This is a genomic window from Pseudomonas sp. FP2300, from assembly GCF_030687595.1.
In the GTDB taxonomy this organism is placed as follows: Bacteria; Pseudomonadota; Gammaproteobacteria; order Pseudomonadales; family Pseudomonadaceae; genus Aquipseudomonas; species Aquipseudomonas bijieensis.
In genome coordinates, this window is the sequence record NZ_CP117440.1 from 3,471,300 (window position 1) to 3,493,896 (window position 22,597).

Below are 22,597 nucleotides of genomic sequence, written 5' to 3' on the forward strand. Positions count from 1 at the left end.
AGACCACTGCGAGGAGTGATGACGATGTTTACCGGTCTTAGTGCATTTCCTTTGACACCTATTAACGAACATGGTGTGGACGAAAGCGCTTTTACCCGTCTAGTGCAGCAACTGGTGACGGCGAAAGTAGATTCCATCGGGGCGCTCGGATCCACCGGAAGTTATGCGTATCTTTCTCGAGCCGAACGTTCTCGAGTTGCGCAGTTGGCGGTAGAGGCGGCGGAGAGAGTGCCCGTGATGGTGAGTATCGGCGCGCTGCGTACACGCGACGTATTGCTGTTGGCTGAGGACGCGCAAGCCGTGGGTGTCCAAGCCTTGTTGCTGCCACCCGTGTCATATCAAAAATTGACTCAGGACGATGTTTTTTCGATGTACGAAACGGTTTCGGCCAACGTCTCAATCCCGCTATGTGTCTATGACAATCCGGGAACCACCCATTTCGAATTTACCGATGAGTTGCACGGGCGTATTGCAGAGCTACCCAATGTCAGCTCAATCAAAATCCCTGGCATCCCCGAGGCGCCGCACCTGGCCAGGGAGCGTGTGGAGCGCCTACGGAAATTGATTCCGAGTCATGTGACTATCGGAATAAGCGGCGATGCGTTTGCTGCTGTTGGAATGAATGCCGGTTGCGATGCCTGGTATTCGGTCATGGGCGGTTTGTTCCCCAATACAGCGCTCGCTATCACGCGAGCAGCATTGTCAGGTGACGTCTTCGAAGCCACGCGGCTATCCGAATCCTTAAAGCCGCTCTGGGCTTTATTCAGCCAATTTGGCGGTAGTTTTCGTGTGATAGCCACAGTGGCGGAGCTGCGCGGGTTTACTCAGTCTCCGAGTTTACCTTTGCCCCTCAGAACCATAGCAGGGGAAGGGCGCGAGCACATCGCAGCAGTGATAGATGCGCTTGAATTGAGCTGAGCATTGCGGGGAGCATTTTGCCTCATCAGGGTTGAGGAGGCAGAAATCTCACTGCTCACAGTTTCAAAAACGTCGTGAAATGATCCTGGTGTCCCTCCAGGATTTCCCTAGGCAGGATCGTCGCAACACTTCCTCGATGCTGCAAGCCATGAGAAAGCACATGAGCAAGGATTTGCTCCTTGGTCATGTTGCCGGGTTTGCCGTCCTTGAAGATAAATATCACTGGTTCAGACAGCTCCGTTGCAGTGGCTGACTTTGTGTAGTCGACAAACCATTGATTTGCCTTTGTGAAAGACTCTTTCAACTGATGAATGTCTTGCCGCTGCTCAGTGACGACGTCGTCAAATTCCTCCGGTTTTCCCTGCAGTCTGGCGATGAACAGTTGGTCCACGATATTGATGTGCCTGAGCCAATAACAGGCTTTCTCCATTTCCACAGGGAAGGACTGTGCAATGGGCGCTTTCAAGCACCTGAATAACACATCCTCCGACCATGCCTTGTACTGATAAAGCGAGTGCAACAGGTTCTTGGCACACATGGTGTTCTCCCATTTTCTAAGCATTTTTGGCCTTGGCACATCCCATGAGCTGGGACAAAGGGTTTTTCGTGTAACAGAACGGAATACCGTTGGTGAGATATGATAGTCGATATATTGACTTTTATGGTCGTTGGCGTGAAGCTGGATCAAAGGCGATTAACGCTACCGCATTGAATTCCGGCGAAGCCCCAGCTTGCAGGTGGCCCACTCGGAAATGGCTTGAGGGTGTCTTGGATCATGAAATACGTCAGCACACGGACCCCTGGTAGAACGTACGAATTCAGCGAGGTGCTGATGGGGGCGTACGCGCCTGACGGTGGCTTGTACGTGCCGCACAAGGTTCCCCGCTTCAAAAAGGAGGAACTCTCTAAGCTCGAATGGTTGCCCTTCCATGAATTGGCTCGCTACGTAATCGAGCCCTTTCTGGGGGGGTGGATTGAGCGGGATCTGCTGTCTCGGATGCTTGAGGAGACTTTTGATTGTTTTAAAAGCAGCGCAGTGACCCCGCTGTACCAGACCGCAAGTAACGAGTGGATACTTGAGTTATTTCATGGGCCGTCAGGCGTCTATCAAGATGTTGGCCTTCAATTGATGTCTCGCTTTATCAATCACGATTTGCAGAAGTCTGGGAAGAAGGCGCTGATTGTAGGTTGTACAGGCGGAGATACGGGTGCTGCTGCAATAAAGGCATTTTCGGGAATTAAGGGCGTTACGTTGTTGGTGCTGCATCCTTCCACGGGGTTAACGGCGGAGGATCGCCGACGCTTACTGAGTACGCACAAAGATAATGTTATGAATATTGCGATCGACGGAGATTATTCCGATTGCCATCGTTTGTGCGAGCAGTTCCTGAAGCAAAATAATGATGCGCAGCAGCACGTTATTTCGTTCAACTCAGTGCATTGGGTTCGCGTGCTTGCGCACCTGTCCTTCTATTTCTATTCTGCTCTTCAGCTCGGCGCGCCTAAAAGAGAGGTTGCTTTCAGTGTGCCGACTGGAAATTTTGGTGCCCTGTACGCTGGTTATATTGCCAAGCAAATGGGGCTGCCCATTCGACAGCTTATCGTTGCCACGAATGCTAACGCCGGACTGCATAACTTTCTCCAATCAAATCTGTACAGTCGAAATGAGATTCGCGCTACCAAAATCCCCACTATGAATGTTTCACTGGCCTCTAATTTTGAGCGCATACAGTGGAGTATCTTAAATCGATGCGGAGAAAAAGTAGCTCGTAACATGCAGCTGCTAGAAGGCGAGGGCACTATTCAGTTAGCGCAGGATGAATGGTTGGAGGCACGCAAATTATTTGACTCACTGGCTGTGGACGATGCGGACGCATTCAGTTGTATTCATGAGGTCTTTGCACAGAGTGGATATCTCGTCAGTCCTAATACCGCTATCGGCTTGCGCGCTGCACGTGTAAGCAGGCGCAGCTTGATGATCCCCATGATTTGCCTGGCAACCACACATCCGTCGAAGGTTGGCACTGCAACCCATAAGTCGGAGATTGGCGGCCACCTAAATACAGGCGGTGCTCCTGCAGTCGCCGAACAAAACTGTACTTCAATTCCTAACGACATCAGGTCGCTGATCTCGCTGGTCAGGGCCTTATCCAAAGACACGGAGTCTCACTCGTTATAAGTTCGGAGCCAGAGATGAAACGTGTTCTAGATAAAGTTGATGAAAAAATTCTGGAGGAGCTTACTCGAAATGCACGGTTAGCTCATAACGATATTGCTCTAAAAGTTAATTTGTCCAGGAACGCAGTCAGGCTGCGGATTGAGCGATTGGAGCGCGATGGTCATGTCCGAGGCTACACAATTATTAAAGGTATGCCCTCAGCCGATGCAGGACCCATTAATGCATTGATTTTCGTGTATCGTCAGGATCGTATGCGAGATTCAGAAGTTGTTCGCTCCGTTGCTGCAATGCCTGAAGTCATTTCCTGCAATGTGATGAGTGGCGACCTCGATATTGTACTGACGGTTCAGGCGATGAATGCAGATCGTATCCACAGGGTATGGAGTGAGATCTCGGCGCTGCCGGGAGTCCTGAATACCGTAACGTCTTTTGTTCTGTCGAGCACAAAATAGCAAGTTGTACCGTTGTGCGAGCATTTTGCTCGCAACAACGTTCTGTTTGCCATATTCGTAAAGTTAAGTTGTCGGCTTACTATCTCAGCACCACAACATAACAATGAGAATCCTGTCGTGACTGAATACAAAATAGCGTTGCTTGGTTTTGGTGGCGTTAACCGTGCGCTGGCCCAGCTTATTGCCGATAAGAATTCGCGCTGGGCCGATGAGTTAGGTTTTACCTTGAAGATCGTCGGTGTCAGTGATCTTTACCTCGGCTCCATCATTAACAAGCACGGCCTGGACGCTCGTGAATTGGCAGCAGTGCCTGCAGCTAAAGGAGGCTTCAGGACGCTACCCGGCGGCAGTGCTGAGCCGGCGAACGAAACCGTTATCCGCTTCTCTGGCGCCGATATTGTGGCTGAGGCAACCTTCACCAATCCTGTGGATGGTGAACCGGCTACGACCTTCTGCCGCTGGGCGCTGGAAGAGGGCGTCAGTGTCGTCACCACCAACAAAGGCCCCGTGGCACTGCATGCACAAAGCTTGAAGACGCTGGCCGATAGCACCGGCGCCCGCTTTGAATTCGAAGGTTCCGTCATGAGCGGGACCCCGGTTATCCGTTTGGCCAAGGAGTCACTGGCGGGCTCGGAAATCATCGGCTTCAAGGGGATTCTCAACGGCACGTCAAACTTTGTCCTTTCCAGCATGGAGACGGGGTTGGACTTCTCCAGTGCTGTCGCAAAAGCCCAGGAGTTGGGGTATGCCGAAGCTGACCCAACCGCGGATGTAGAAGGGCACGATGTGCGCTTGAAGGTCGTCATCCTCGCCAATGAACTGCTGGGCGCGAAACTCAAGCCAAGCGACGTCCTGTGCAAAGGGATTTCTGAAATCACGGCCACGGATATTGCCGAGGCGACGAAAGCAAATGCCCGTTGGAAGCTGATTGGCAGTGCAGAGAAACGGAGCGATGGCGCGATTTCGGCCTCGGTGAGCCCACAGTTATTGCCATCGAGTGACGCGCTCTCAGCCGTGAGCGGAGCCACCAATGCAATCACCTTCAACACCGCCATTCTCGGTCCCGTCACCGTGGTGGGGGCAGGAGCAGGTCGTTTTGAAACCGCCTTTGCATTGCTCGCCGATATCGTGAGCATCCACAACCACAAAACCACATCAGGTAAATAATCATGAATAGCTTGAGTCTCTCGCTCGCTGCTGATTATAAGGCCATTAAGGTGCTCAGCCCGTTTGACGGCAGCAAGGTGGGTGAAGTGGCAGACATCCCTGCATCCTCAGCCACCACGATAGTCGACACGGCTATTTCGGGAGCTTTGATTGCCAAGGATCTGCCACGACATGAACGCGCGCGTATCTTGGAAAAAGCCGCAAGCTCAGTCGAGCGTGACAAGGACTCCTTTGCCAAACTGATCGTCGCGGAGTCGGGGAAAACGCTGAAGCAGGCGCGAAAGGAGGTGTTGCGCTGCGTCAACACCTTGAAGTTGTCTGCCGAAGAAGCCAAGCGTAATGCCGGTGAAGTCATCCCTTTTGATGCTTATGTCGGGTCTGAATCCCGTCAGGGCTGGTTCACCCGTGAACCGTTGGGTGTCATCGTCGCCATCACCCCTTACAACGACCCGCTTAATCTGGTCGCGCATAAATTGGGACCTGCCATTGCAGGGGGAAATGCGGTCGTTCTCAAACCGTCTGAGCTCACACCGTTATCCGCGATCAAGCTGGTGGAGTGCTTGATCGATGCGGGCCTGCCTCCGGTTGTCGTCACTGTCGCCACAGGGGGCGCCGCATTGGGCAAGGCCTTGGTTGCTCACCGTGCTGTGCGCATGGTGTCGTTCACGGGCGGCTTTGTCACCGGTGAGCAGATCGCTCGCACAGCTGGCCTCAAGAAGCTGGCGATGGACCTTGGCGGCAATGCTCCGGTCATCGTGATGGCTGATTGTGATTTGGATGAAACCGTTGATTCATGCGTGTCGGGGGCTTTCTGGGCGGCTGGACAAAACTGCATCGGTACTCAACGGATCCTCATCGAGGCTTCACTCTACGAAGCCTTCAAAACGCGCTTTGTTGAACTGACCCGCAAGTTGATCGTCGGCAACCCTGCTGATGAGCAGACGGACGTAGGGCCGATGATTACCGAGGCGTCAGCCAAGCGTACCGAGGAGGTGGTCAATGACGCCATTGCCAAAGGCGCCACCTTGTTGTTTGGCAACACACGTAACGGCTCGCTCTATTCACCTACCGTGCTGGAAGGCGTAGACCGCCATTGCAAGTTGTGGTGCGAAGAAGTGTTCAGCCCGGTGGTCATCCTCCAGAGCGTCGCGTCCCTGGATGAAGCATTGGCGCTGGCTAACGAGCCTGAATACAGCCTGCATGCCGGAATCTTCACCAGCAATCTGAAGGCTGCAATGACGGCGGCTAAACGACTGGAGGCGGGTGGGGTGATGATCAATGACTCTTCCGACTATCGCTTTGATGCCATGCCTTTCGGCGGTTTCAAGTACGGGAGCATGGGTCGTGAGGGCGTACGTTTCGCTTACGAAGATATGACGCAGCCCAAGGTCGTTTGCATTAACGGTGTGGGTGGAAGCTGAACAACTCGCTCAACTCAAGAATGAATTACACAACAATAAAGAGGAATCGACATGCGCCCCGATAAGCACAACCTTTCGACATTATCTGCAGCGACACTGGCTGTTCATGGCGGCAATGTCGCGGATGTCACCAGTGGCGCCGTCCGTACGCCATTGGTAATGGCGAACTCCTATCTCTTGCCGGAAGACCCCGCGACCATGGACTGGTCGGTCCGGATGGGCTCGTGTACACACGCAATCAAGGCCACAACCAGGTTTGCCTTGAGAAGAAGCTCGCAGCCCTTGAGGGGTGTGAAGACTCGGTGGTATTTGCGACCGGTGTCGCTGCGTTGCATTCAGTATTTTTTTCATTCTTGAAAAGTGGTGATCACGTCATTGTCAGTGACATCACCTACCAGGCGGTCTGGCGGCTTTTTGCGGAGCTACTGCCTGAGCGTTACGGCATTGAAGCAACCTTTGTAGACGTCGGTGACCTGCAATCGGTACGTAACGCCATTCGTCCCAATACCAAACTGATCCACACTGAAACGATCGCCAACCCCACCACGAAAGTTGCAGACATTGCCGCATTGGCTGAGATTGCACACGCCCATGGCGCGCTGATCTCTGTGGATGCCACATTCACGCCCCCTCCATTTTTCCATGCAAGTCAACACGGCGTCGACTTCGTCATTCACTCATTGACCAAGTACATCAATGGTCATGGTGATGCCATGGGCGGGGTGGTGATCGGCTCCAACCAGTTGATCAACAAGATCAAGAATGATGCCTTGGTTGACCTCGGTGCGACGATTTCGCCGTTCAACGCGTGGATGATCATGCGCGGCTCGGTCACGTTGCCTCTGCGCTTGAAGCAATTGTTGAACACGGCCGAAAAGTTGGCTCGGTTTCTGGACAGCGATGATCGGATTGCCTACGTCTACTACCCCGGTTTGCCCTCCCACCCGCAGCATGAGTTGGCGCGCCGACAATTTGCGGGCAAGGGCTATGGTGCGGTGATGGCGTTTGCCGTAGAGGGTGACCCTGATACCCAGAATCGCTTTGTGTCGAATCTGCGCATCATCACGTCGGCCGTTTCATTAGGGCATGACGAATCGCTGATCGTTCACGTAGGTGCAGAGGGTCGAGGTGGCTTTGACAAGTACCCCGAAGAGTTCCGCCAGTACGGTCATTTGCGTTTTTCTGTAGGGCTGGAAGACCCAGAAGACTTGATCAAGGATATTGCGTTCGCGCTGGACGCAACATTCAAGTGATTTGAATACGGGCGCTATGTAACCAGGGTTTGGTCAACCCGTCTTTACCCCCGTGCTCGCGGGGGTCTTTTTAATAACGTCGGTGTAGTAGTTGCGCCTGGTGCGAACAGTGTTTGCGTTTTTTATGGTTTGGGAGTTGCTCATGGCTTGGGTGAGTTTGATCATTGCAGGTTTATTTGAAGTGGTTTGGGCTAAGCCCAAACCACTTCAAATAAAACCTGCAATGATCAAACTCACCCAAGCCATGAGCAACTCCCAAACCATAAAAAACGCAAACACTGTTCGCACCAGGCGCAACTACTACACCGACGTTATTAAAAAGACCCCGCGAGCACGGGGGTAAAGACGGTTGACCAAACCCTGGTTACATAGCGCCCGTATTCAAATCACTTGAATGTTGCGTCCAGCGCGAACGCAATATCCTTGATCAAGTCTTCTGGGTCTTCCAGCCCTACAGAAAAACGCAAATGACCGTACTGGCGGAACTCTTCGGGGTACTTGTCAAAGCCACCTCGACCCTCTGCACCTACGTGAACGATCAGCGATTCGTCATGCCCTAATGAAACGGCCGACGTGATGATGCGCAGATTCGACACAAAGCGATTCTGGGTATCAGGGTCACCCTCTACGGCAAACGCCATCACCGCACCATAGCCCTTGCCCGCAAATTGTCGGCGCGCCAACTCATGCTGCGGGTGGGAGGGCAAACCGGGGTAGTAGACGTAGGCAATCCGATCATCGCTGTCCAGAAACCGAGCCAACTTTTCGGCCGTGTTCAACAATTGCTTCAAGCGCAGAGGCAACGTGACCGAGCCGCGCATGATCATCCACGCGTTGAACGGCGAAATCGTCGCACCGAGGTCAACCAAGGCATCATTCTTGATCTTGTTGATCAACTGGTTGGAGCCGATCACCACCCCGCCCATGGCATCACCATGACCATTGATGTACTTGGTCAATGAGTGAATGACGAAGTCGACGCCGTGTTGACTTGCATGGAAAAATGGAGGGGGCGTGAATGTGGCATCCACAGAGATCAGCGCGCCATGGGCGTGTGCAATCTCAGCCAATGCGGCAATGTCTGCAACTTTCGTGGTGGGGTTGGCGATCGTTTCAGTGTGGATCAGTTTGGTATTGGGACGAATGGCGTTACGTACCGATTGCAGGTCACCGACGTCTACAAAGGTTGCTTCAATGCCGTAACGCTCAGGCAGTAGCTCCGCAAAAAGCCGCCAGACCGCCTGGTAGGTGATGTCACTGACAATGACGTGATCACCACTTTTCAAGAATGAAAAAAATACTGAATGCAACGCAGCGACACCGGTCGCAAATACCACCGAGTCTTCACACCCCTCAAGGGCTGCGAGCTTCTTCTCAAGGCAAACCTGGTTGTGGCCTTGATTGCGTGTGTACACGAGCCCATCCGGACTCGACCAGTCCATGGTCGCGGGGTCTTCCGGCAAGAGATAGGAGTTCGCCATTACCAATGGCGTACGGACGGCGCCACTGGTGACATCCGCGACATTGCCGCCATGAACAGCCAGTGTCGCTGCAGATAATGTCGAAAGGTTGTGCTTATCGGGGCGCATGTCGATTCCTCTTTATTGTTGTGTAATTCATTCTTGAGTTGAGCGAGTTGTTCAGCTTCCACCCACACCGTTAATGCAAACGACCTTGGGCTGCGTCATATCTTCGTAAGCGAAACGTACGCCCTCACGACCCATGCTCCCGTACTTGAAACCGCCGAAAGGCATGGCATCAAAGCGATAGTCGGAAGAGTCATTGATCATCACCCCACCCGCCTCCAGTCGTTTAGCCGCCGTCATTGCAGCCTTCAGATTGCTGGTGAAGATTCCGGCATGCAGGCTGTATTCAGGCTCGTTAGCCAGCGCCAATGCTTCATCCAGGGACGCGACGCTCTGGAGGATGACCACCGGGCTGAACACTTCTTCGCACCACAACTTGCAATGGCGGTCTACGCCTTCCAGCACGGTAGGTGAATAGAGCGAGCCGTTACGTGTGTTGCCAAACAACAAGGTGGCGCCTTTGGCAATGGCGTCATTGACCACCTCCTCGGTACGCTTGGCTGACGCCTCGGTAATCATCGGCCCTACGTCCGTCTGCTCATCAGCAGGGTTGCCGACGATCAACTTGCGGGTCAGTTCAACAAAGCGCGTTTTGAAGGCTTCGTAGAGTGAAGCCTCGATGAGGATCCGTTGAGTACCGATGCAGTTTTGTCCAGCCGCCCAGAAAGCCCCGACACGCATGAATCAACGGTTTCATCCAAATCACAATCAGCCATCACGATGACCGGAGCATTGCCGCCAAGGTCCATCGCCAGCTTCTTGAGGCCAGCTGTGCGAGCGATCTGCTCACCGGTGACAAAGCCGCCCGTGAACGACACCATGCGCACAGCACGGTGAGCAACCAAGGCCTTGCCCAATGCGGCGCCCCCTGTGGCGACAGTGACGACAACCGGAGGCAGGCCCGCATCGATCAAGCACTCCACCAGCTTGATCGCGGATAACGGTGTGAGCTCAGACGGTTTGAGAACGACCGCATTTCCCCCTGCAATGGCAGGTCCCAATTTATGCGCGACCAGATTAAGCGGGTCGTTGTAAGGGGTGATGGCGACGATGACACCCAACGGTTCACGGGTGAACCAGCCCTGACGGGATTCAGACCCGACATAAGCATCAAAAGGGATGACTTCACCGGCATTACGCTTGGCTTCTTCGGCAGACAACTTCAAGGTGTTGACGCAGCGCAACACCTCCTTTCGCGCCTGCTTCAGCGTTTTCCCCGACTCCGCGACGATCAGTTTGGCAAAGGAGTCCTTGTCACGCTCGACTGAGCTTGCGGCTTTTCCAAGATACGCGCGCGTTCATGTCGTGGCAGATCCTTGGCAATCAAAGCTCCCGAAATAGCCGTGTCGACTATCGTGGTGGCTGAGGATGCAGGGATGTCTGCCACTTCACCCACCTTGCTGCCGTCAAACGGGCTGAGCACCTTAATGGCCTTATAATCAGCAGCGAGCGAGAGACTCAAGCTATTCATGATTATTTACCTGATGTGGTTTTGTGGTTGTGGATGCTCACGATATCGGCGAGCAATGCAAAGGCGGTTTCAAAACGACCTGCTCCTGCCCCCACCACGGTGACGGGACCGAGAATGGCGGTGTTGAAGGTGATTGCATTGGTGGCTCCGCTCACGGCTGAGAGCGCGTCACTCGATGGCAATAACTGTGGGCTCACCGAGGCCGAAATCGCGCCATCGCTCCGTTTCTCTGCACTGCCAATCAGCTTCCAACGGGCATTTGCTTTCGTCGCCTCGGCAATATCCGTGGCCGTGATTTCAGAAATCCCTTTGCACAGGACGTCGCTTGGCTTGAGTTTCGCGCCCAGCAGTTCATTGGCGAGGATGACGACCTTCAAGCGCACATCGTGCCCTTCTACATCCGCGGTTGGGTCAGCTTCGGCATACCCCAACTCCTGGGCTTTTGCGACAGCACTGGAGAAGTCCAACCCCGTCTCCATGCTGGAAAGGACAAAGTTTGACGTGCCGTTGAGAATCCCCTTGAAGCCGATGATTTCCGAGCCCGCCAGTGACTCCTTGGCCAAACGGATAACCGGGGTCCCGCTCATGACGGAACCTTCGAATTCAAAGCGGGCGCCGGTGCTATCGGCCAGCGTCTTCAAGCTTTGTGCATGCAGTGCCACGGGGCCTTTGTTGGTGGTGACGACACTGACGCCCTCTTCCAGCGCCCAGCGGCAGAAGGTCGTAGCCGGTTCACCATCCACAGGATTGGTGAAGGTTGCCTCAGCCACAATATCGGCGCCAGAGAAGCGGATAACGGTTTCGTTCGCCGGCTCAGCACTGCCGCCGGGTAGCGTCCTGAAGCCTCCTTTAGCTGCAGGCACTGCTGCCAATTCACGAGCGTCCAGGCCGTGCTTGTTAATGATGGAGCCGAGGTAAAGATCACTGACACCGACGATCTTCAAGGTAAAACCTAACTCATCGGCCCAGCGCGAATTCTTATCGGCAATAAGCTGGGCCAGCGCACGGTTAACGCCACCAAAACCAAGCAACGCTATTTTGTATTCAGTCACGACAGGATTCTCATTGTTATGTTGTGGTGCTGAGATAGTAAGCCGACAACTTAACTTTACGAATATGGCAAACAGAACGTTGTTGCGAGCAAAATGCTCGCACAACGGTACAACTTGCTATTTTGTGCTCGACAGAACAAAAGACGTTACGGTATTCAGGACTCCCGGCAGCGCCGAGATCTCACTCCATACCCTGTGGATACGATCTGCATTCATCGCCTGAACCGTCAGTACAATATCGAGGTCGCCACTCATCACATTGCAGGAAATGACTTCAGGCATTGCAGCAACGGAGCGAACAACTTCTGAATCTCGCATACGATCCTGACGATACACGAAAATCAATGCATTAATGGGTCCTGCATCGGCTGAGGGCATACCTTTAATAATTGTGTAGCCTCGGACATGACCATCGCGCTCCAATCGCTCAATCCGCAGCCTGACTGCGTTCCTGGACAAATTAACTTTTAGAGCAATATCGTTATGAGCTAACCGTGCATTTCGAGTAAGCTCCTCCAGAATTTTTCATCAACTTTATCTAGAACACGTTTCATCTCTGGCTCCGAACTTATAACGAGTGAGACTCCGTGTCTTTGGATAAGGCCCTGACCAGCGAGATCAGCGACCTGATGTCGTTAGGAATTGAAGTACAGTTTGTTCGGCGACTGCAGGAGCACCGCCTGTATTTAGGTGGCCGCCAATCTCCGACTTATGGGTTGCAGTGCCAACCTTCGACGGATGTGTGGTTGCCAGGCAAATCATGGGGATCATCAAGCTGCGCCTGCTTACACGTGCAGCGCGCAAGCCGATAGCGGTATTAGGACTGACGAGATATCCACTCTGTGCAAAGACCTCATGAATACAACTGAATGCGTCCGCATCGTCCACAGCCAGTGAGTCAAATAATTTGCGTGCCTCCAACCATTCATCCTGCGCTAACTGAATAGTGCCCTCGCCTTCTAGCAGCTGCATGTTACGAGCTACTTTTTCTCCGCATCGATTTAAGATACTCCACTGTATGCGCTCAAAATTAGAGGCCAGTGAAACATTCATAGTGGGGATTTTGGTAGCGCGAATCTCATTTCGACTGTACAGATTTGATTGGAGAAAGTTATGCAGTCCGGCGTTAGCATTCGTGGCAACGATAAGCTGTCGAATGGGCAGCCCCATTTGCTTGGCAATATAACCAGCGTACAGGGCACCAAAATTTCCAGTCGGCACACTGAAAGCAACCTCTCTTTTAGGCGCGCCGAGCTGAAGAGCAGAATAGAAATAGAAGGACAGGTGCGCAAGCACGCGAACCCAATGCACTGAGTTGAACGAAATAACGTGCTGCTGCGCATCATTATTTTGCTTCAGGAACTGCTCGCACAAACGATGGCAATCGGAATAATCTCCGTCGATCGCAATATTCATAACATTATCTTTGTGCGTACTCAGTAAGCGTCGGCGATCCTCCGCCGTTAACCCGTGGAAGGATGCAGCACCAACAACGTAACGCCCTTAATTCCGAAAATGCCTTTATTGCAGCAGCACCCGTATCTCCGCCTGTACAACCTACAATCAGCGCCTTCTTCCCAGACTTCTGCAAATCGTGATTGATAAAGCGAGACATCAATTGAAGGCCAACATCTTGATAGACGCCTGACGGCCCATGAAATAACTCAAGTATCCACTCGTTACTTGCGGTCTGGTACAGCGGGGTCACTGCGCTGCTAGCAGCGCAGTGACCCCGCTGTACCAGACCGCAAGTAACGAGTGGATACTTGAGTTATTTCATGGGCCGTCAGGCGTCTATCAAGATGTTGGCCTTCAATTGATGTCTCGCTTTATCAATCACGATTTGCAGAAGTCTGGGAAGAAGGCGCTGATTGTAGGTTGTACAGGCGGAGATACGGGTGCTGCTGCAATAAAGGCATTTTCGGGAATTAAGGGCGTTACGTTGTTGGTGCTGCATCCTTCCACGGGGTTAACGGCGGAGGATCGCCGACGCTTACTGAGTACGCACAAAGATAATGTTATGAATATTGCGATCGACGGAGATTATTCCGATTGCCATCGTTTGTGCGAGCAGTTCCTGAAGCAAAATAATGATGCGCAGCAGCACGTTATTTCGTTCAACTCAGTGCATTGGGTTCGCGTGCTTGCGCACCTGTCCTTCTATTTCTATTCTGCTCTTCAGCTCGGCGCGCCTAAAAGAGAGGTTGCTTTCAGTGTGCCGACTGGAAATTTTGGTGCCCTGTACGCTGGTTATATTGCCAAGCAAATGGGGCTGCCCATTCGACAGCTTATCGTTGCCACGAATGCTAACGCCGGACTGCATAACTTTCTCCAATCAAATCTGTACAGTCGAAATGAGATTCGCGCTACCAAAATCCCCACTATGAATGTTTCACTGGCCTCTAATTTTGAGCGCATACAGTGGAGTATCTTAAATCGATGCGGAGAAAAAGTAGCTCGTAACATGCAGCTGCTAGAAGGCGAGGGCACTATTCAGTTAGCGCAGGATGAATGGTTGGAGGCACGCAAATTATTTGACTCACTGGCTGTGGACGATGCGGACGCATTCAGTTGTATTCATGAGGTCTTTGCACAGAGTGGATATCTCGTCAGTCCTAATACCGCTATCGGCTTGCGCGCTGCACGTGTAAGCAGGCGCAGCTTGATGATCCCCATGATTTGCCTGGCAACCACACATCCGTCGAAGGTTGGCACTGCAACCCATAAGTCGGAGATTGGCGGCCACCTAAATACAGGCGGTGCTCCTGCAGTCGCCGAACAAAACTGTACTTCAATTCCTAACGACATCAGGTCGCTGATCTCGCTGGTCAGGGCCTTATCCAAAGACACGGAGTCTCACTCGTTATAAGTTCGGAGCCAGAGATGAAACGTGTTCTAGATAAAGTTGATGAAAAAATTCTGGAGGAGCTTACTCGAAATGCACGGTTAGCTCATAACGATATTGCTCTAAAAGTTAATTTGTCCAGGAACGCAGTCAGGCTGCGGATTGAGCGATTGGAGCGCGATGGTCATGTCCGAGGCTACACAATTATTAAAGGTATGCCCTCAGCCGATGCAGGACCCATTAATGCATTGATTTTCGTGTATCGTCAGGATCGTATGCGAGATTCAGAAGTTGTTCGCTCCGTTGCTGCAATGCCTGAAGTCATTTCCTGCAATGTGATGAGTGGCGACCTCGATATTGTACTGACGGTTCAGGCGATGAATGCAGATCGTATCCACAGGGTATGGAGTGAGATCTCGGCGCTGCCGGGAGTCCTGAATACCGTAACGTCTTTTGTTCTGTCGAGCACAAAATAGCAAGTTGTACCGTTGTGCGAGCATTTTGCTCGCAACAACGTTCTGTTTGCCATATTCGTAAAGTTAAGTTGTCGGCTTACTATCTCAGCACCACAACATAACAATGAGAATCCTGTCGTGACTGAATACAAAATAGCGTTGCTTGGTTTTGGTGGCGTTAACCGTGCGCTGGCCCAGCTTATTGCCGATAAGAATTCGCGCTGGGCCGATGAGTTAGGTTTTACCTTGAAGATCGTCGGTGTCAGTGATCTTTACCTCGGCTCCATCATTAACAAGCACGGCCTGGACGCTCGTGAATTGGCAGCAGTGCCTGCAGCTAAAGGAGGCTTCAGGACGCTACCCGGCGGCAGTGCTGAGCCGGCGAACGAAACCGTTATCCGCTTCTCTGGCGCCGATATTGTGGCTGAGGCAACCTTCACCAATCCTGTGGATGGTGAACCGGCTACGACCTTCTGCCGCTGGGCGCTGGAAGAGGGCGTCAGTGTCGTCACCACCAACAAAGGCCCCGTGGCACTGCATGCACAAAGCTTGAAGACGCTGGCCGATAGCACCGGCGCCCGCTTTGAATTCGAAGGTTCCGTCATGAGCGGGACCCCGGTTATCCGTTTGGCCAAGGAGTCACTGGCGGGCTCGGAAATCATCGGCTTCAAGGGGATTCTCAACGGCACGTCAAACTTTGTCCTTTCCAGCATGGAGACGGGGTTGGACTTCTCCAGTGCTGTCGCAAAAGCCCAGGAGTTGGGGTATGCCGAAGCTGACCCAACCGCGGATGTAGAAGGGCACGATGTGCGCTTGAAGGTCGTCATCCTCGCCAATGAACTGCTGGGCGCGAAACTCAAGCCAAGCGACGTCCTGTGCAAAGGGATTTCTGAAATCACGGCCACGGATATTGCCGAGGCGACGAAAGCAAATGCCCGTTGGAAGCTGATTGGCAGTGCAGAGAAACGGAGCGATGGCGCGATTTCGGCCTCGGTGAGCCCACAGTTATTGCCATCGAGTGACGCGCTCTCAGCCGTGAGCGGAGCCACCAATGCAATCACCTTCAACACCGCCATTCTCGGTCCCGTCACCGTGGTGGGGGCAGGAGCAGGTCGTTTTGAAACCGCCTTTGCATTGCTCGCCGATATCGTGAGCATCCACAACCACAAAACCACATCAGGTAAATAATCATGAATAGCTTGAGTCTCTCGCTCGCTGCTGATTATAAGGCCATTAAGGTGCTCAGCCCGTTTGACGGCAGCAAGGTGGGTGAAGTGGCAGACATCCCTGCATCCTCAGCCACCACGATAGTCGACACGGCTATTTCGGGAGCTTTGATTGCCAAGGATCTGCCACGACATGAACGCGCGCGTATCTTGGAAAAAGCCGCAAGCTCAGTCGAGCGTGACAAGGACTCCTTTGCCAAACTGATCGTCGCGGAGTCGGGGAAAACGCTGAAGCAGGCGCGAAAGGAGGTGTTGCGCTGCGTCAACACCTTGAAGTTGTCTGCCGAAGAAGCCAAGCGTAATGCCGGTGAAGTCATCCCTTTTGATGCTTATGTCGGGTCTGAATCCCGTCAGGGCTGGTTCACCCGTGAACCGTTGGGTGTCATCGTCGCCATCACCCCTTACAACGACCCGCTTAATCTGGTCGCGCATAAATTGGGACCTGCCATTGCAGGGGGAAATGCGGTCGTTCTCAAACCGTCTGAGCTCACACCGTTATCCGCGATCAAGCTGGTGGAGTGCTTGATCGATGCGGGCCTGCCTCCGGTTGTCGTCACTGTCGCCACAGGGGGCGCCGCATTGGGCAAGGCCTTGGTTGCTCACCGTGCTGTGCGCATGGTGTCGTTCACGGGCGGCTTTGTCACCGGTGAGCAGATCGCTCGCACAGCTGGCCTCAAGAAGCTGGCGATGGACCTTGGCGGCAATGCTCCGGTCATCGTGATGGCTGATTGTGATTTGGATGAAACCGTTGATTCATGCGTGTCGGGGGCTTTCTGGGCGGCTGGACAAAACTGCATCGGTACTCAACGGATCCTCATCGAGGCTTCACTCTACGAAGCCTTCAAAACGCGCTTTGTTGAACTGACCCGCAAGTTGATCCATTGTCTATCGCACGCGTGTCACCCAGATTTTACGTACGCTGGCCGGTGCAGTTCTATACCTACCTGTTCAGGGGTACACCGCTCTACATCCAACTACTGATCTGCTACACCGGGGTCTATAGCTTGGCGGCAATACGTGCTCAGCCTGTGTTGGATGCATTCTTTCGCGATGCAATGAACTGCACCATTCTTGCCTTCGCTCTGAACACGTGCGCATACACCACCGAGATATTTGCTGGAGCCATTCGCAACATCGCCCATGGCGAGGTCGAGGCGGCAAAAGCCTATGGCCTCTCGGGATGGAAGCTCTACGCATTCGTGATCATGCCGTCAGCCTTGCGTCGCTCGCTGCCGTATTACAGCAACGAAGTGATCTTGATGTTGCACTCGACCACGGTGGCATTCACCGCCACGGTACCGGACATTCTCAAAGTTGCCCGTGACGCGAACTCAGCCACCTTTTTAACCTTTCAATCGTTTGGGATTGCGGCACTGATTTACCTGGCGGTCACCTTTGCATTGGTTGGCGTGTTCCGAATTGCTGAACGTCATTGGCTGGCTTTTTTAGGGCCGACTCACTGAGCCCTGTATCTGACAGGGCCGCTCCCAACCCGCTAAGAGGATGATTGCGAACATGTACAAATTGACGGTTGACGGGCTACACAAAAGTTACGGTACCCATGAAGTACTCAAGGGTGTTTCCCTGCAGGCCAAAACGGGCGATGTCATCAGCCTGATCGGCGCCAGTGGCTCGGGAAAGAGCACGTTCCTGCGCTGTATCAATTTTCTCGAAACACCCAATGACGGCGCCATGAGTCTGGATGGCAAACCGATCTGCATGGTTAAAAATCATTCAGGATTACGTGTGGCGGATGACCGCGAGCTGCAACGACTGCGTACCCGCTTGGCCATGGTCTTCCAGCATTTCAACCTGTGGGGGCATATGACCGTGCTGGAAAACATCACCATTGCCCCGCGCCGGGTGCTAGGCGTCAGCAAAAAAGACGCAGAAGACCGTGCGCGGCGGTACTTGGATAAAGTCGGCTTGCCTGCCCGTGTTGCCGATCAGTTCCCTGCGTTTCTTTCCGGTGGTCAACAGCAGCGGGTAGCGATCGCCCGCGCCCTCGCCATGGAGCCCGAGGTAATGCTGTTCGACGAACCCACCTCGGCGCTCGACCCTGAGGTGGTGGGCGAGGTGCTCAAAGTCATCCAGGGCCTTGCTGAAGAGGGGCGCACCATGATCATGGTGACCCATGAAATGGGGTTTGCACGCAAGGTGTCGAACCAACTGCTGTTTCTTCATCAAGGACTGGTTGAAGAGCAGGGCGGGCCTGAGATTCTGGATAACCCACGAAGCGAGCGCTTGCAGCAGTTCCTCTCTAACGGGCTGAAGTGAAATGCCCTGGCTATGACCAACGGAACAGAGAGCCACGGGGCCTCTGAGTGTTTGGGATGCATCGACGAGGCCATCGTCGATGCACCGCGCTGCAACGGGCGCATCCCCCATAAAAACTCGCCTCACTGGTGCACTTGAGCGAGGGCCCTTGTCAGTGCTTGCCCGCAAGTCATTGAGTGTCACCTGGTGAGTGGTGTGTTTGATTACTGCCTCCGAATCCACTGCCGGGATATGGAACATTTCCGGTCAGTCACTGATTGCTGGTTGGAGAGCACTGAGCTGCATATCGAGAAACTTGCGGCCTATCAGCTGTTGGCTGTCATCAAGTCCTCATCGATGCACCTTGGTGTCGAATAACAACTACAACACTCCACGCCTAGGGATAAGCCATGATGATTGCGAACCTGAAGTTCAGTCATAAGGTATTGCTTGCGGCATCATTCGTTGTTGTCGCAGCGTTTTCACTTTTTACGCTTTACAACGACTCGATTCAGCGCAAAACCATTCGCACGAACCTTGAATACCACCTTGAGGAAGTGAGCAAGATCACCGCCGCAAGCGTTCAGTCCTGGCTCTCCGGGCGGATACTTTTGGTTGATCATGTTGCCCAGACGGTTGCCAATGATCCCGCACCGCAAAACATCACGCGGTTGCTGGAGCAGAGGTCGTTGCTGGCGACGTTTACCTTCACTTATCTAGGCAGTCGTGACGGTAGTTTCGTCATCCGGCCAAAGGACGATCTACCTGCTGATTACGATCCTCGCACCCGGCCTTGGTATACGGATGCAATGGCTGCCGGAGGGACAACGCTGACCGAGCCTTACCTGGATGTGACGACAGGGCAACTGATGATGACCATTGCAACGCCGATCAGTCACGACGGTCAAGCGCTTGGGGTGGTCGGTGGGGACCTGACACTGGACACATTGGCAAAAATCATCAGCTCACTCGATCTGGGTGGAATCGGTTACGCGTTTCTCGTCAGCGCTGACGGCAAGGTGTTGGTTCATCCGAACAAAGACCTGATGATGAAGCAACTGGGCGATATTTACCCGCAAAACACTCCGTCACTCAACTCTCATCCCAGTGAGACAGAGGAAGAAGGAAAACCTCGGATTTTGATGTTCTCGCCGATCCAGGGGCTGCCCTCGGTGAACTGGTACGTCGCTCTATCGATCGACAAAAATAGAGCATACGCAGCGCTGACGGATTTTCGAGTCTCTGCTTTACTGGCCGCGTTGATAGCGGTTGTTGTCACGCTCTTACTGCTGGCCATATTGATTAGCGTGCTGATGCGGCCAATTAAAGTGATGGGCTATGCAATGCGTGATATCGCTCAGGGGGAGGGGGATCTTACCCGACGGATCGAGGTTCAGTCTCGTGATGAGTTTGGAAACCTAGCAGGCGATTTCAACCTTTTCGTGGAAAAAGTTCATCGCTCCATGTGCGATGTGTCGTTTGCGACCGCGCAGGTTAATGCAGTTGCTGAGCGGGTGATGGGGGCCTCCAGGTCGTCAATGTCCTTCTCTGGTGAACAGAGTCAGCGCACCCATAGCATCGCCGCTGCGATCCATGAGTTGGGCGCTGCTTCGCAGGAGATCGCACGCAATGCAGGAGGTGCGTCAGATCAAGCGTCTGAAGCGCGGCGGCTAACCGAGAGCGGCATGCAGGTGGTTGCAGAAACTATTGAAGCGATGAGCAGTTTGTCAGGAAAAATTCGTACGTCGTGCGGCAACATTAAAAGCTTGAATGAGAAGACGGTCGATATCGGTCGGATATTGGAAGTCATCCAGGGGATCTCCGAACAGGCCAACCTGCTCGCTCTTAATGCCGCTATCGAAGCGGCAAGGGCAGGTGAGGCGGGTCGCGGGTTCGCCGTTGTTGCGGATGAAGTGCGCAGCCTTGCCTATCGTACGCAGACTTCCGCTAAAGAGATTCATACGATGATTGAAGCATTGCAGCGAGGAGCCGATGATGCGGTGCTCACCATGGGCGAGAGCGAGCGCCATAGCAATGAAGGTGTGATAATTGCCAATCAGGCGGGAGAGCGGCTGGGCAGTGTTGCATGGCGGATCAGTGAGATTGATGGCATCAACCATTCGGTGGCGGCTGCGACTGAAGAGCAGACATCTGTCATTGAATCACTGAATATCGACATTGCTGAAATCAACTCGCTGAATCATCAAGGGGCCGACAACCTGCGGTCGACCTTGCAGGCGTGCGATGACTTGGAGCGCCAAGCGAGCCAACTCAAGCAGTTAGTGGATCATTTTCGTATTTGATCATCTACAGACGGTGTCGAATATACGACGGAGGAGCCGATAGACTTGGGACTGCTGTTCTCAAAGTTCTTGAAATGGTTGACGGCGTTGTCGAGAAACAGGGGCACGATGCAAGGGGGCAGTTCAGTCGAATGTTCCGGCTCAATGCATGGGAGGTCCAGCAGGTACTCGTTGCCCAATGCCTGCACGTTCAGATCACCCACCCGTGTCGAGAAGCGTAACGGCCCCGGCACACCAAATTCGGTAATCAATATATGAGCGGTGGCCAGTGTCGCGTGCCCACAGAAATTCACTTCAACCGTTGGAGTAAACCAGCGTAGTGCCCAGTGGTTTCCGGAAGGTTTAACAAATGCAGTCTCTGCCAGATTGTTTTCGTTGGCTATCGACTGCATCAGTTCATCAGGTAGCCAGTCTTCAAGGAGCAATACGGCTGCTGGATTCCCGCCGAATACGGTTTCAGAAAACGCATCTACCTGGAACATTTTGAGTATCATGTCGGATCCATTTTTATTGACTATAAAAGTCAACATACCGACTTTTGGCGCGATGAAGGAGTGCTATCCTGCAGTCTTTTGCGGTTTCAACTGCGTGAAAGCAGCAGCTTTATTCCTGCCGCACCGAACACGAGTGCGAGGGTGCCTTCAATCCAGCGCCGAGCCCTTCGGTAGCCGCGAATCATAGGCGCAGTGGAGAAGACAATCGCGTAACCGCAGAAGATTGTGATGCTCAGTACGGCACAGCCGGCCAGGATCACCGCGACTGTTGTCGGCGTGGCTTCGGGCCCAAGGCCAAGGGTCATGGTCGCGACCCAGCCCAGCAGCGCCTTGGGGTTTGTGAGATGCATGAGTAACCCGCGCCGGTAGAGGCTCAAGCCCGAAACCGTTGGTGCGGCCGCCAACATTTGTTCGATTCGCGCGTCAGATGCAAAAGCCGAGCGTCCGGCCTTGATAGCGAGATAAATAAGGTAGATCCCTCCGACGATTTTCAGTGCGAAAAGCACCTGTGCAAATTGCGCCAGGATGGCCGATACCCCCGTAGCCGCCATCGAGCCCCAGAAAAAAGAACCGCTGATTACACCAGCGGCCAACAGCAATGCGGGCTTGCGTCCTTGGTGCATCGCGACGCCCATGATTCGCATATTGCTCGGGCCTGGGCTGGCCGCTCCAACGATGTAGGCAGTGAATACGAGTAGCAGGTGATGAAGATCAAATGACATGGTGAACCTCATAGCAAACGCTGAATGCCGATTATCAGTCGGAGCATGGATAATGTGCCCTTCATTCAATCGACAGTCCAGACGCGCACCAGCAGTAGCTTAAGCCAGTACAGAAGGATCGCTCCCACCTTGTGAGAGTGACAGGGTGATGAAGCGAGACTTGGCGCCGGAGCATCCGTTTCCCGCGCCATTGGAGGATGCGTTAATGGTGTGGCTGCACTTGCGCGAAGGACGGTTGGCCGGTCTTTCTTCTGAGCGCCTGACAGTGGCAGGAGACAGCGCCGGTGGAACCTTGGCGGCAGGGTTATGTGTTGCTCTGCGTGAGCGAGGCTTAGCCCAGCCGTACTTGCAGGTATTGGTGTCTCCGGTGCTCAGTGCACACCAGCAGTTCGCCTTCATGCGCGAACATGCCTGCGCCCCGATGCTCACCACGCAAGGGCTGATGGCGTCGCTTGCTGGATATGTGCCAGACGAGCCCAGTCAGCGCGACCCCCAGGCTTTGGCATTGGAGCAGGAGGTGGCCACTGGACTAACTCCGGCATTTGTTGGCGTGGCGCAGTGGGATCCGCTCTGTGATCAAGGCCGGGCATACGTGGCCATGTAAAGGCAGGCCCAGGTGCCTGCCGAACTATACGTCGGTGAAGGGCTAGTGCACGCCAGCCTGCGTGCAAGTGGGGTTGCGGCAGTGGAGAGTTTCCATGACGCAGTTGCCGCCTTGCGCGCTGCATTGTAATAAGGCTCTGCACTTGGGAGTCTCACTTAGTGAGACGCTGGCACGGCAAAGTCATCAGCCGAGT

General features: G+C 53.5%; 19 protein-coding genes and 4 pseudogenes. 15 read left to right on the forward strand and 8 right to left on the reverse strand.

Annotation, left to right across the window (positions count from 1 at the left end):
• The first annotated feature begins 24 nt into the window (after nucleotides 1-24).
• Nucleotides 25-918 (forward strand): dihydrodipicolinate synthase family protein, encoded by an 894-nt coding sequence (locus PSH86_RS15500; RefSeq protein ID WP_305483672.1) that lies wholly within the window; start codon nucleotides 25-27, stop codon nucleotides 916-918.
• A gap of 55 nt (nucleotides 919-973) precedes the next feature.
• Here the strand turns inward: PSH86_RS15500 and PSH86_RS15505 are convergent, their stop codons facing one another.
• On the reverse strand, nucleotides 974-1,456 hold the full coding sequence (locus PSH86_RS15505) for a DinB family protein (RefSeq protein WP_305483673.1): 483 nt from the start codon (nucleotides 1,454-1,456) through the stop codon (nucleotides 974-976).
• A 237-nt stretch (nucleotides 1,457-1,693) separates the two neighbouring features.
• On the opposite strand from PSH86_RS15505, the gene thrC (PSH86_RS15510) reads away from it, so the two are divergent.
• From thrC (PSH86_RS15510) to PSH86_RS15530, 5 genes are all read left to right on the forward strand, one after another.
• Nucleotides 1,694-3,097, forward strand: coding sequence for a threonine synthase (thrC, locus tag PSH86_RS15510; protein WP_305483674.1), 1,404 nt, complete (start codon nucleotides 1,694-1,696; stop codon nucleotides 3,095-3,097).
• A 14-nt stretch (nucleotides 3,098-3,111) separates the two neighbouring features.
• A complete protein-coding gene (locus PSH86_RS15515; RefSeq protein WP_305483675.1) occupies nucleotides 3,112-3,549 on the forward strand; it encodes an Lrp/AsnC family transcriptional regulator in 438 nt (145 codons plus the stop codon).
• A gap of 117 nt (nucleotides 3,550-3,666) precedes the next feature.
• Nucleotides 3,667-4,716 carry a homoserine dehydrogenase gene (locus tag PSH86_RS15520; protein ID WP_305483676.1) on the forward strand — a complete coding sequence of 350 codons (1,050 nt, stop codon included), beginning with the start codon at nucleotides 3,667-3,669 and terminating at the stop codon, nucleotides 4,714-4,716.
• A 2-nt stretch (nucleotides 4,717-4,718) separates the two neighbouring features.
• Nucleotides 4,719-6,137: an aldehyde dehydrogenase family protein gene (locus PSH86_RS15525; protein WP_305483677.1), complete on the forward strand. Its 1,419-nt coding sequence runs from the start codon at nucleotides 4,719-4,721 to the stop codon at nucleotides 6,135-6,137.
• A 224-nt stretch (nucleotides 6,138-6,361) separates the two neighbouring features.
• Entirely contained in the window at nucleotides 6,362-7,390 is a 1,029-nt protein-coding gene (locus PSH86_RS15530) for a PLP-dependent aspartate aminotransferase family protein (RefSeq protein ID WP_305483678.1), read from the forward strand.
• Nucleotides 7,391-7,776: 386 nt separating this feature from the next.
• On the opposite strand, the gene PSH86_RS15535 is transcribed toward PSH86_RS15530, so the two are convergent.
• From PSH86_RS15535 to PSH86_RS15555, 5 genes and pseudogenes are all read right to left on the reverse strand, one after another.
• A complete protein-coding gene (locus PSH86_RS15535) occupies nucleotides 7,777-8,979 on the reverse strand; it encodes a PLP-dependent aspartate aminotransferase family protein (protein ID WP_305483679.1) in 1,203 nt (400 codons plus the stop codon).
• 51 nt (nucleotides 8,980-9,030) lie between these two features.
• A pseudogene (locus PSH86_RS15540) lies at nucleotides 9,031-10,447 on the reverse strand (aldehyde dehydrogenase family protein).
• A gap of 2 nt (nucleotides 10,448-10,449) precedes the next feature.
• Entirely contained in the window at nucleotides 10,450-11,499 is a 1,050-nt protein-coding gene (locus tag PSH86_RS15545) for a homoserine dehydrogenase (protein WP_305483676.1), read from the reverse strand.
• 117 nt (nucleotides 11,500-11,616) lie between these two features.
• Nucleotides 11,617-12,053: pseudogene (locus PSH86_RS15550) on the reverse strand (Lrp/AsnC family transcriptional regulator).
• A 64-nt stretch (nucleotides 12,054-12,117) separates the two neighbouring features.
• Nucleotides 12,118-12,915 (reverse strand): hypothetical protein, encoded by a 798-nt coding sequence (locus PSH86_RS15555; protein WP_305483680.1) that lies wholly within the window; start codon nucleotides 12,913-12,915, stop codon nucleotides 12,118-12,120.
• Between the two features lie 310 nt (nucleotides 12,916-13,225).
• Here PSH86_RS15555 and thrC (PSH86_RS15560) point away from each other — a divergent pair, with 310 nt between their 5' ends.
• From thrC (PSH86_RS15560) to PSH86_RS15595, 8 genes and pseudogenes are all read left to right on the forward strand, one after another.
• Complete coding sequence (thrC, locus tag PSH86_RS15560; RefSeq protein WP_305483681.1) at nucleotides 13,226-14,368, forward strand: threonine synthase; 1,143 nt, start codon at nucleotides 13,226-13,228, stop codon at nucleotides 14,366-14,368.
• 14 nt (nucleotides 14,369-14,382) lie between these two features.
• Entirely contained in the window at nucleotides 14,383-14,820 is a 438-nt protein-coding gene (locus PSH86_RS15565) for an Lrp/AsnC family transcriptional regulator (protein ID WP_305483675.1), read from the forward strand.
• Between the two features lie 117 nt (nucleotides 14,821-14,937).
• The gene (locus PSH86_RS15570) at nucleotides 14,938-15,987 is read left to right on the forward strand and encodes a homoserine dehydrogenase (RefSeq protein WP_305483676.1); all 1,050 of its coding nucleotides are present in this window, start codon (nucleotides 14,938-14,940) and stop codon (nucleotides 15,985-15,987) included.
• A 2-nt stretch (nucleotides 15,988-15,989) separates the two neighbouring features.
• Nucleotides 15,990-16,904 (forward strand): annotated as a pseudogene (locus tag PSH86_RS15575) (aldehyde dehydrogenase family protein); the annotation flags it as partial.
• Nucleotides 16,904-17,488, forward strand: a pseudogene (gene hisM, locus PSH86_RS15580) (histidine ABC transporter permease HisM); the annotation flags it as partial. The pseudogenes PSH86_RS15575 and hisM, both read left to right, overlap by 1 nt.
• Nucleotides 17,489-17,540: 52 nt before the next feature.
• The gene (locus tag PSH86_RS15585) at nucleotides 17,541-18,302 is read left to right on the forward strand and encodes an ABC transporter ATP-binding protein (protein ID WP_305483682.1); all 762 of its coding nucleotides are present in this window, start codon (nucleotides 17,541-17,543) and stop codon (nucleotides 18,300-18,302) included.
• Nucleotides 18,303-18,497: 195 nt separating this feature from the next.
• A complete protein-coding gene (locus tag PSH86_RS15590; protein WP_305483683.1) occupies nucleotides 18,498-18,659 on the forward strand; it encodes a hypothetical protein in 162 nt (53 codons plus the stop codon).
• Nucleotides 18,660-18,694: 35 nt separating this feature from the next.
• Nucleotides 18,695-20,584 carry a methyl-accepting chemotaxis protein gene (locus tag PSH86_RS15595; RefSeq protein WP_305490364.1) on the forward strand — a complete coding sequence of 630 codons (1,890 nt, stop codon included), beginning with the start codon at nucleotides 18,695-18,697 and terminating at the stop codon, nucleotides 20,582-20,584.
• Here the strand turns inward: PSH86_RS15595 and PSH86_RS15600 are convergent.
• Both PSH86_RS15600 and PSH86_RS15605 read right to left on the reverse strand, forming a co-directional pair.
• Nucleotides 20,569-21,078: a PhzF family phenazine biosynthesis protein gene (locus PSH86_RS15600; RefSeq protein WP_305483684.1), complete on the reverse strand. Its 510-nt coding sequence runs from the start codon at nucleotides 21,076-21,078 to the stop codon at nucleotides 20,569-20,571. The two genes, PSH86_RS15595 and PSH86_RS15600, sit on opposite strands and share 16 nt — an antisense overlap.
• A gap of 86 nt (nucleotides 21,079-21,164) precedes the next feature.
• A complete protein-coding gene (locus PSH86_RS15605; protein ID WP_305483685.1) occupies nucleotides 21,165-21,800 on the reverse strand; it encodes a LysE family translocator in 636 nt (211 codons plus the stop codon).
• Nucleotides 21,801-21,948: 148 nt separating this feature from the next.
• On the opposite strand from PSH86_RS15605, the gene PSH86_RS15610 reads away from it, so the two are divergent.
• The gene (locus PSH86_RS15610) at nucleotides 21,949-22,404 is read left to right on the forward strand and encodes an alpha/beta hydrolase fold domain-containing protein (protein WP_305483686.1); all 456 of its coding nucleotides are present in this window, start codon (nucleotides 21,949-21,951) and stop codon (nucleotides 22,402-22,404) included.
• The last annotated feature ends 193 nt before the right edge of the window (nucleotides 22,405-22,597 follow it).

Bases quoted from the DNA above. Each gene is read 5' to 3' on its own strand.
- PSH86_RS15610 (WP_305483686.1), top strand. From the start codon at position 21,949: ATGAAGCGAGACTTGGCGCCGGAGCATCCGTTTCCCGCGCCATTGGAG.
- PSH86_RS15500 (WP_305483672.1), top strand. From the start codon at position 25: ATGTTTACCGGTCTTAGTGCATTTCCTTTGACACCTATTAACGAACAT.
- PSH86_RS15505 (WP_305483673.1), bottom strand. From the start codon at position 1,456: ATGTGTGCCAAGAACCTGTTGCACTCGCTTTATCAGTACAAGGCATGG.
- PSH86_RS15525 (WP_305483677.1), top strand. From the start codon at position 4,719: ATGAATAGCTTGAGTCTCTCGCTCGCTGCTGATTATAAGGCCATTAAG.
- PSH86_RS15600 (WP_305483684.1), bottom strand. From the start codon at position 21,078: ATGATACTCAAAATGTTCCAGGTAGATGCGTTTTCTGAAACCGTATTC.
- PSH86_RS15515 (WP_305483675.1), top strand. From the start codon at position 3,112: ATGAAACGTGTTCTAGATAAAGTTGATGAAAAAATTCTGGAGGAGCTT.
- PSH86_RS15605 (WP_305483685.1), bottom strand. From the start codon at position 21,800: ATGTCATTTGATCTTCATCACCTGCTACTCGTATTCACTGCCTACATC.
- PSH86_RS15585 (WP_305483682.1), top strand. From the start codon at position 17,541: ATGTACAAATTGACGGTTGACGGGCTACACAAAAGTTACGGTACCCAT.
- PSH86_RS15535 (WP_305483679.1), bottom strand. From the start codon at position 8,979: ATGCGCCCCGATAAGCACAACCTTTCGACATTATCTGCAGCGACACTG.
- PSH86_RS15565 (WP_305483675.1), top strand. From the start codon at position 14,383: ATGAAACGTGTTCTAGATAAAGTTGATGAAAAAATTCTGGAGGAGCTT.
- thrC (WP_305483674.1), top strand. From the start codon at position 1,694: ATGAAATACGTCAGCACACGGACCCCTGGTAGAACGTACGAATTCAGC.
- PSH86_RS15555 (WP_305483680.1), bottom strand. From the start codon at position 12,915: ATGAATATTGCGATCGACGGAGATTATTCCGATTGCCATCGTTTGTGC.
- PSH86_RS15595 (WP_305490364.1), top strand. From the start codon at position 18,695: ATGATTGCGAACCTGAAGTTCAGTCATAAGGTATTGCTTGCGGCATCA.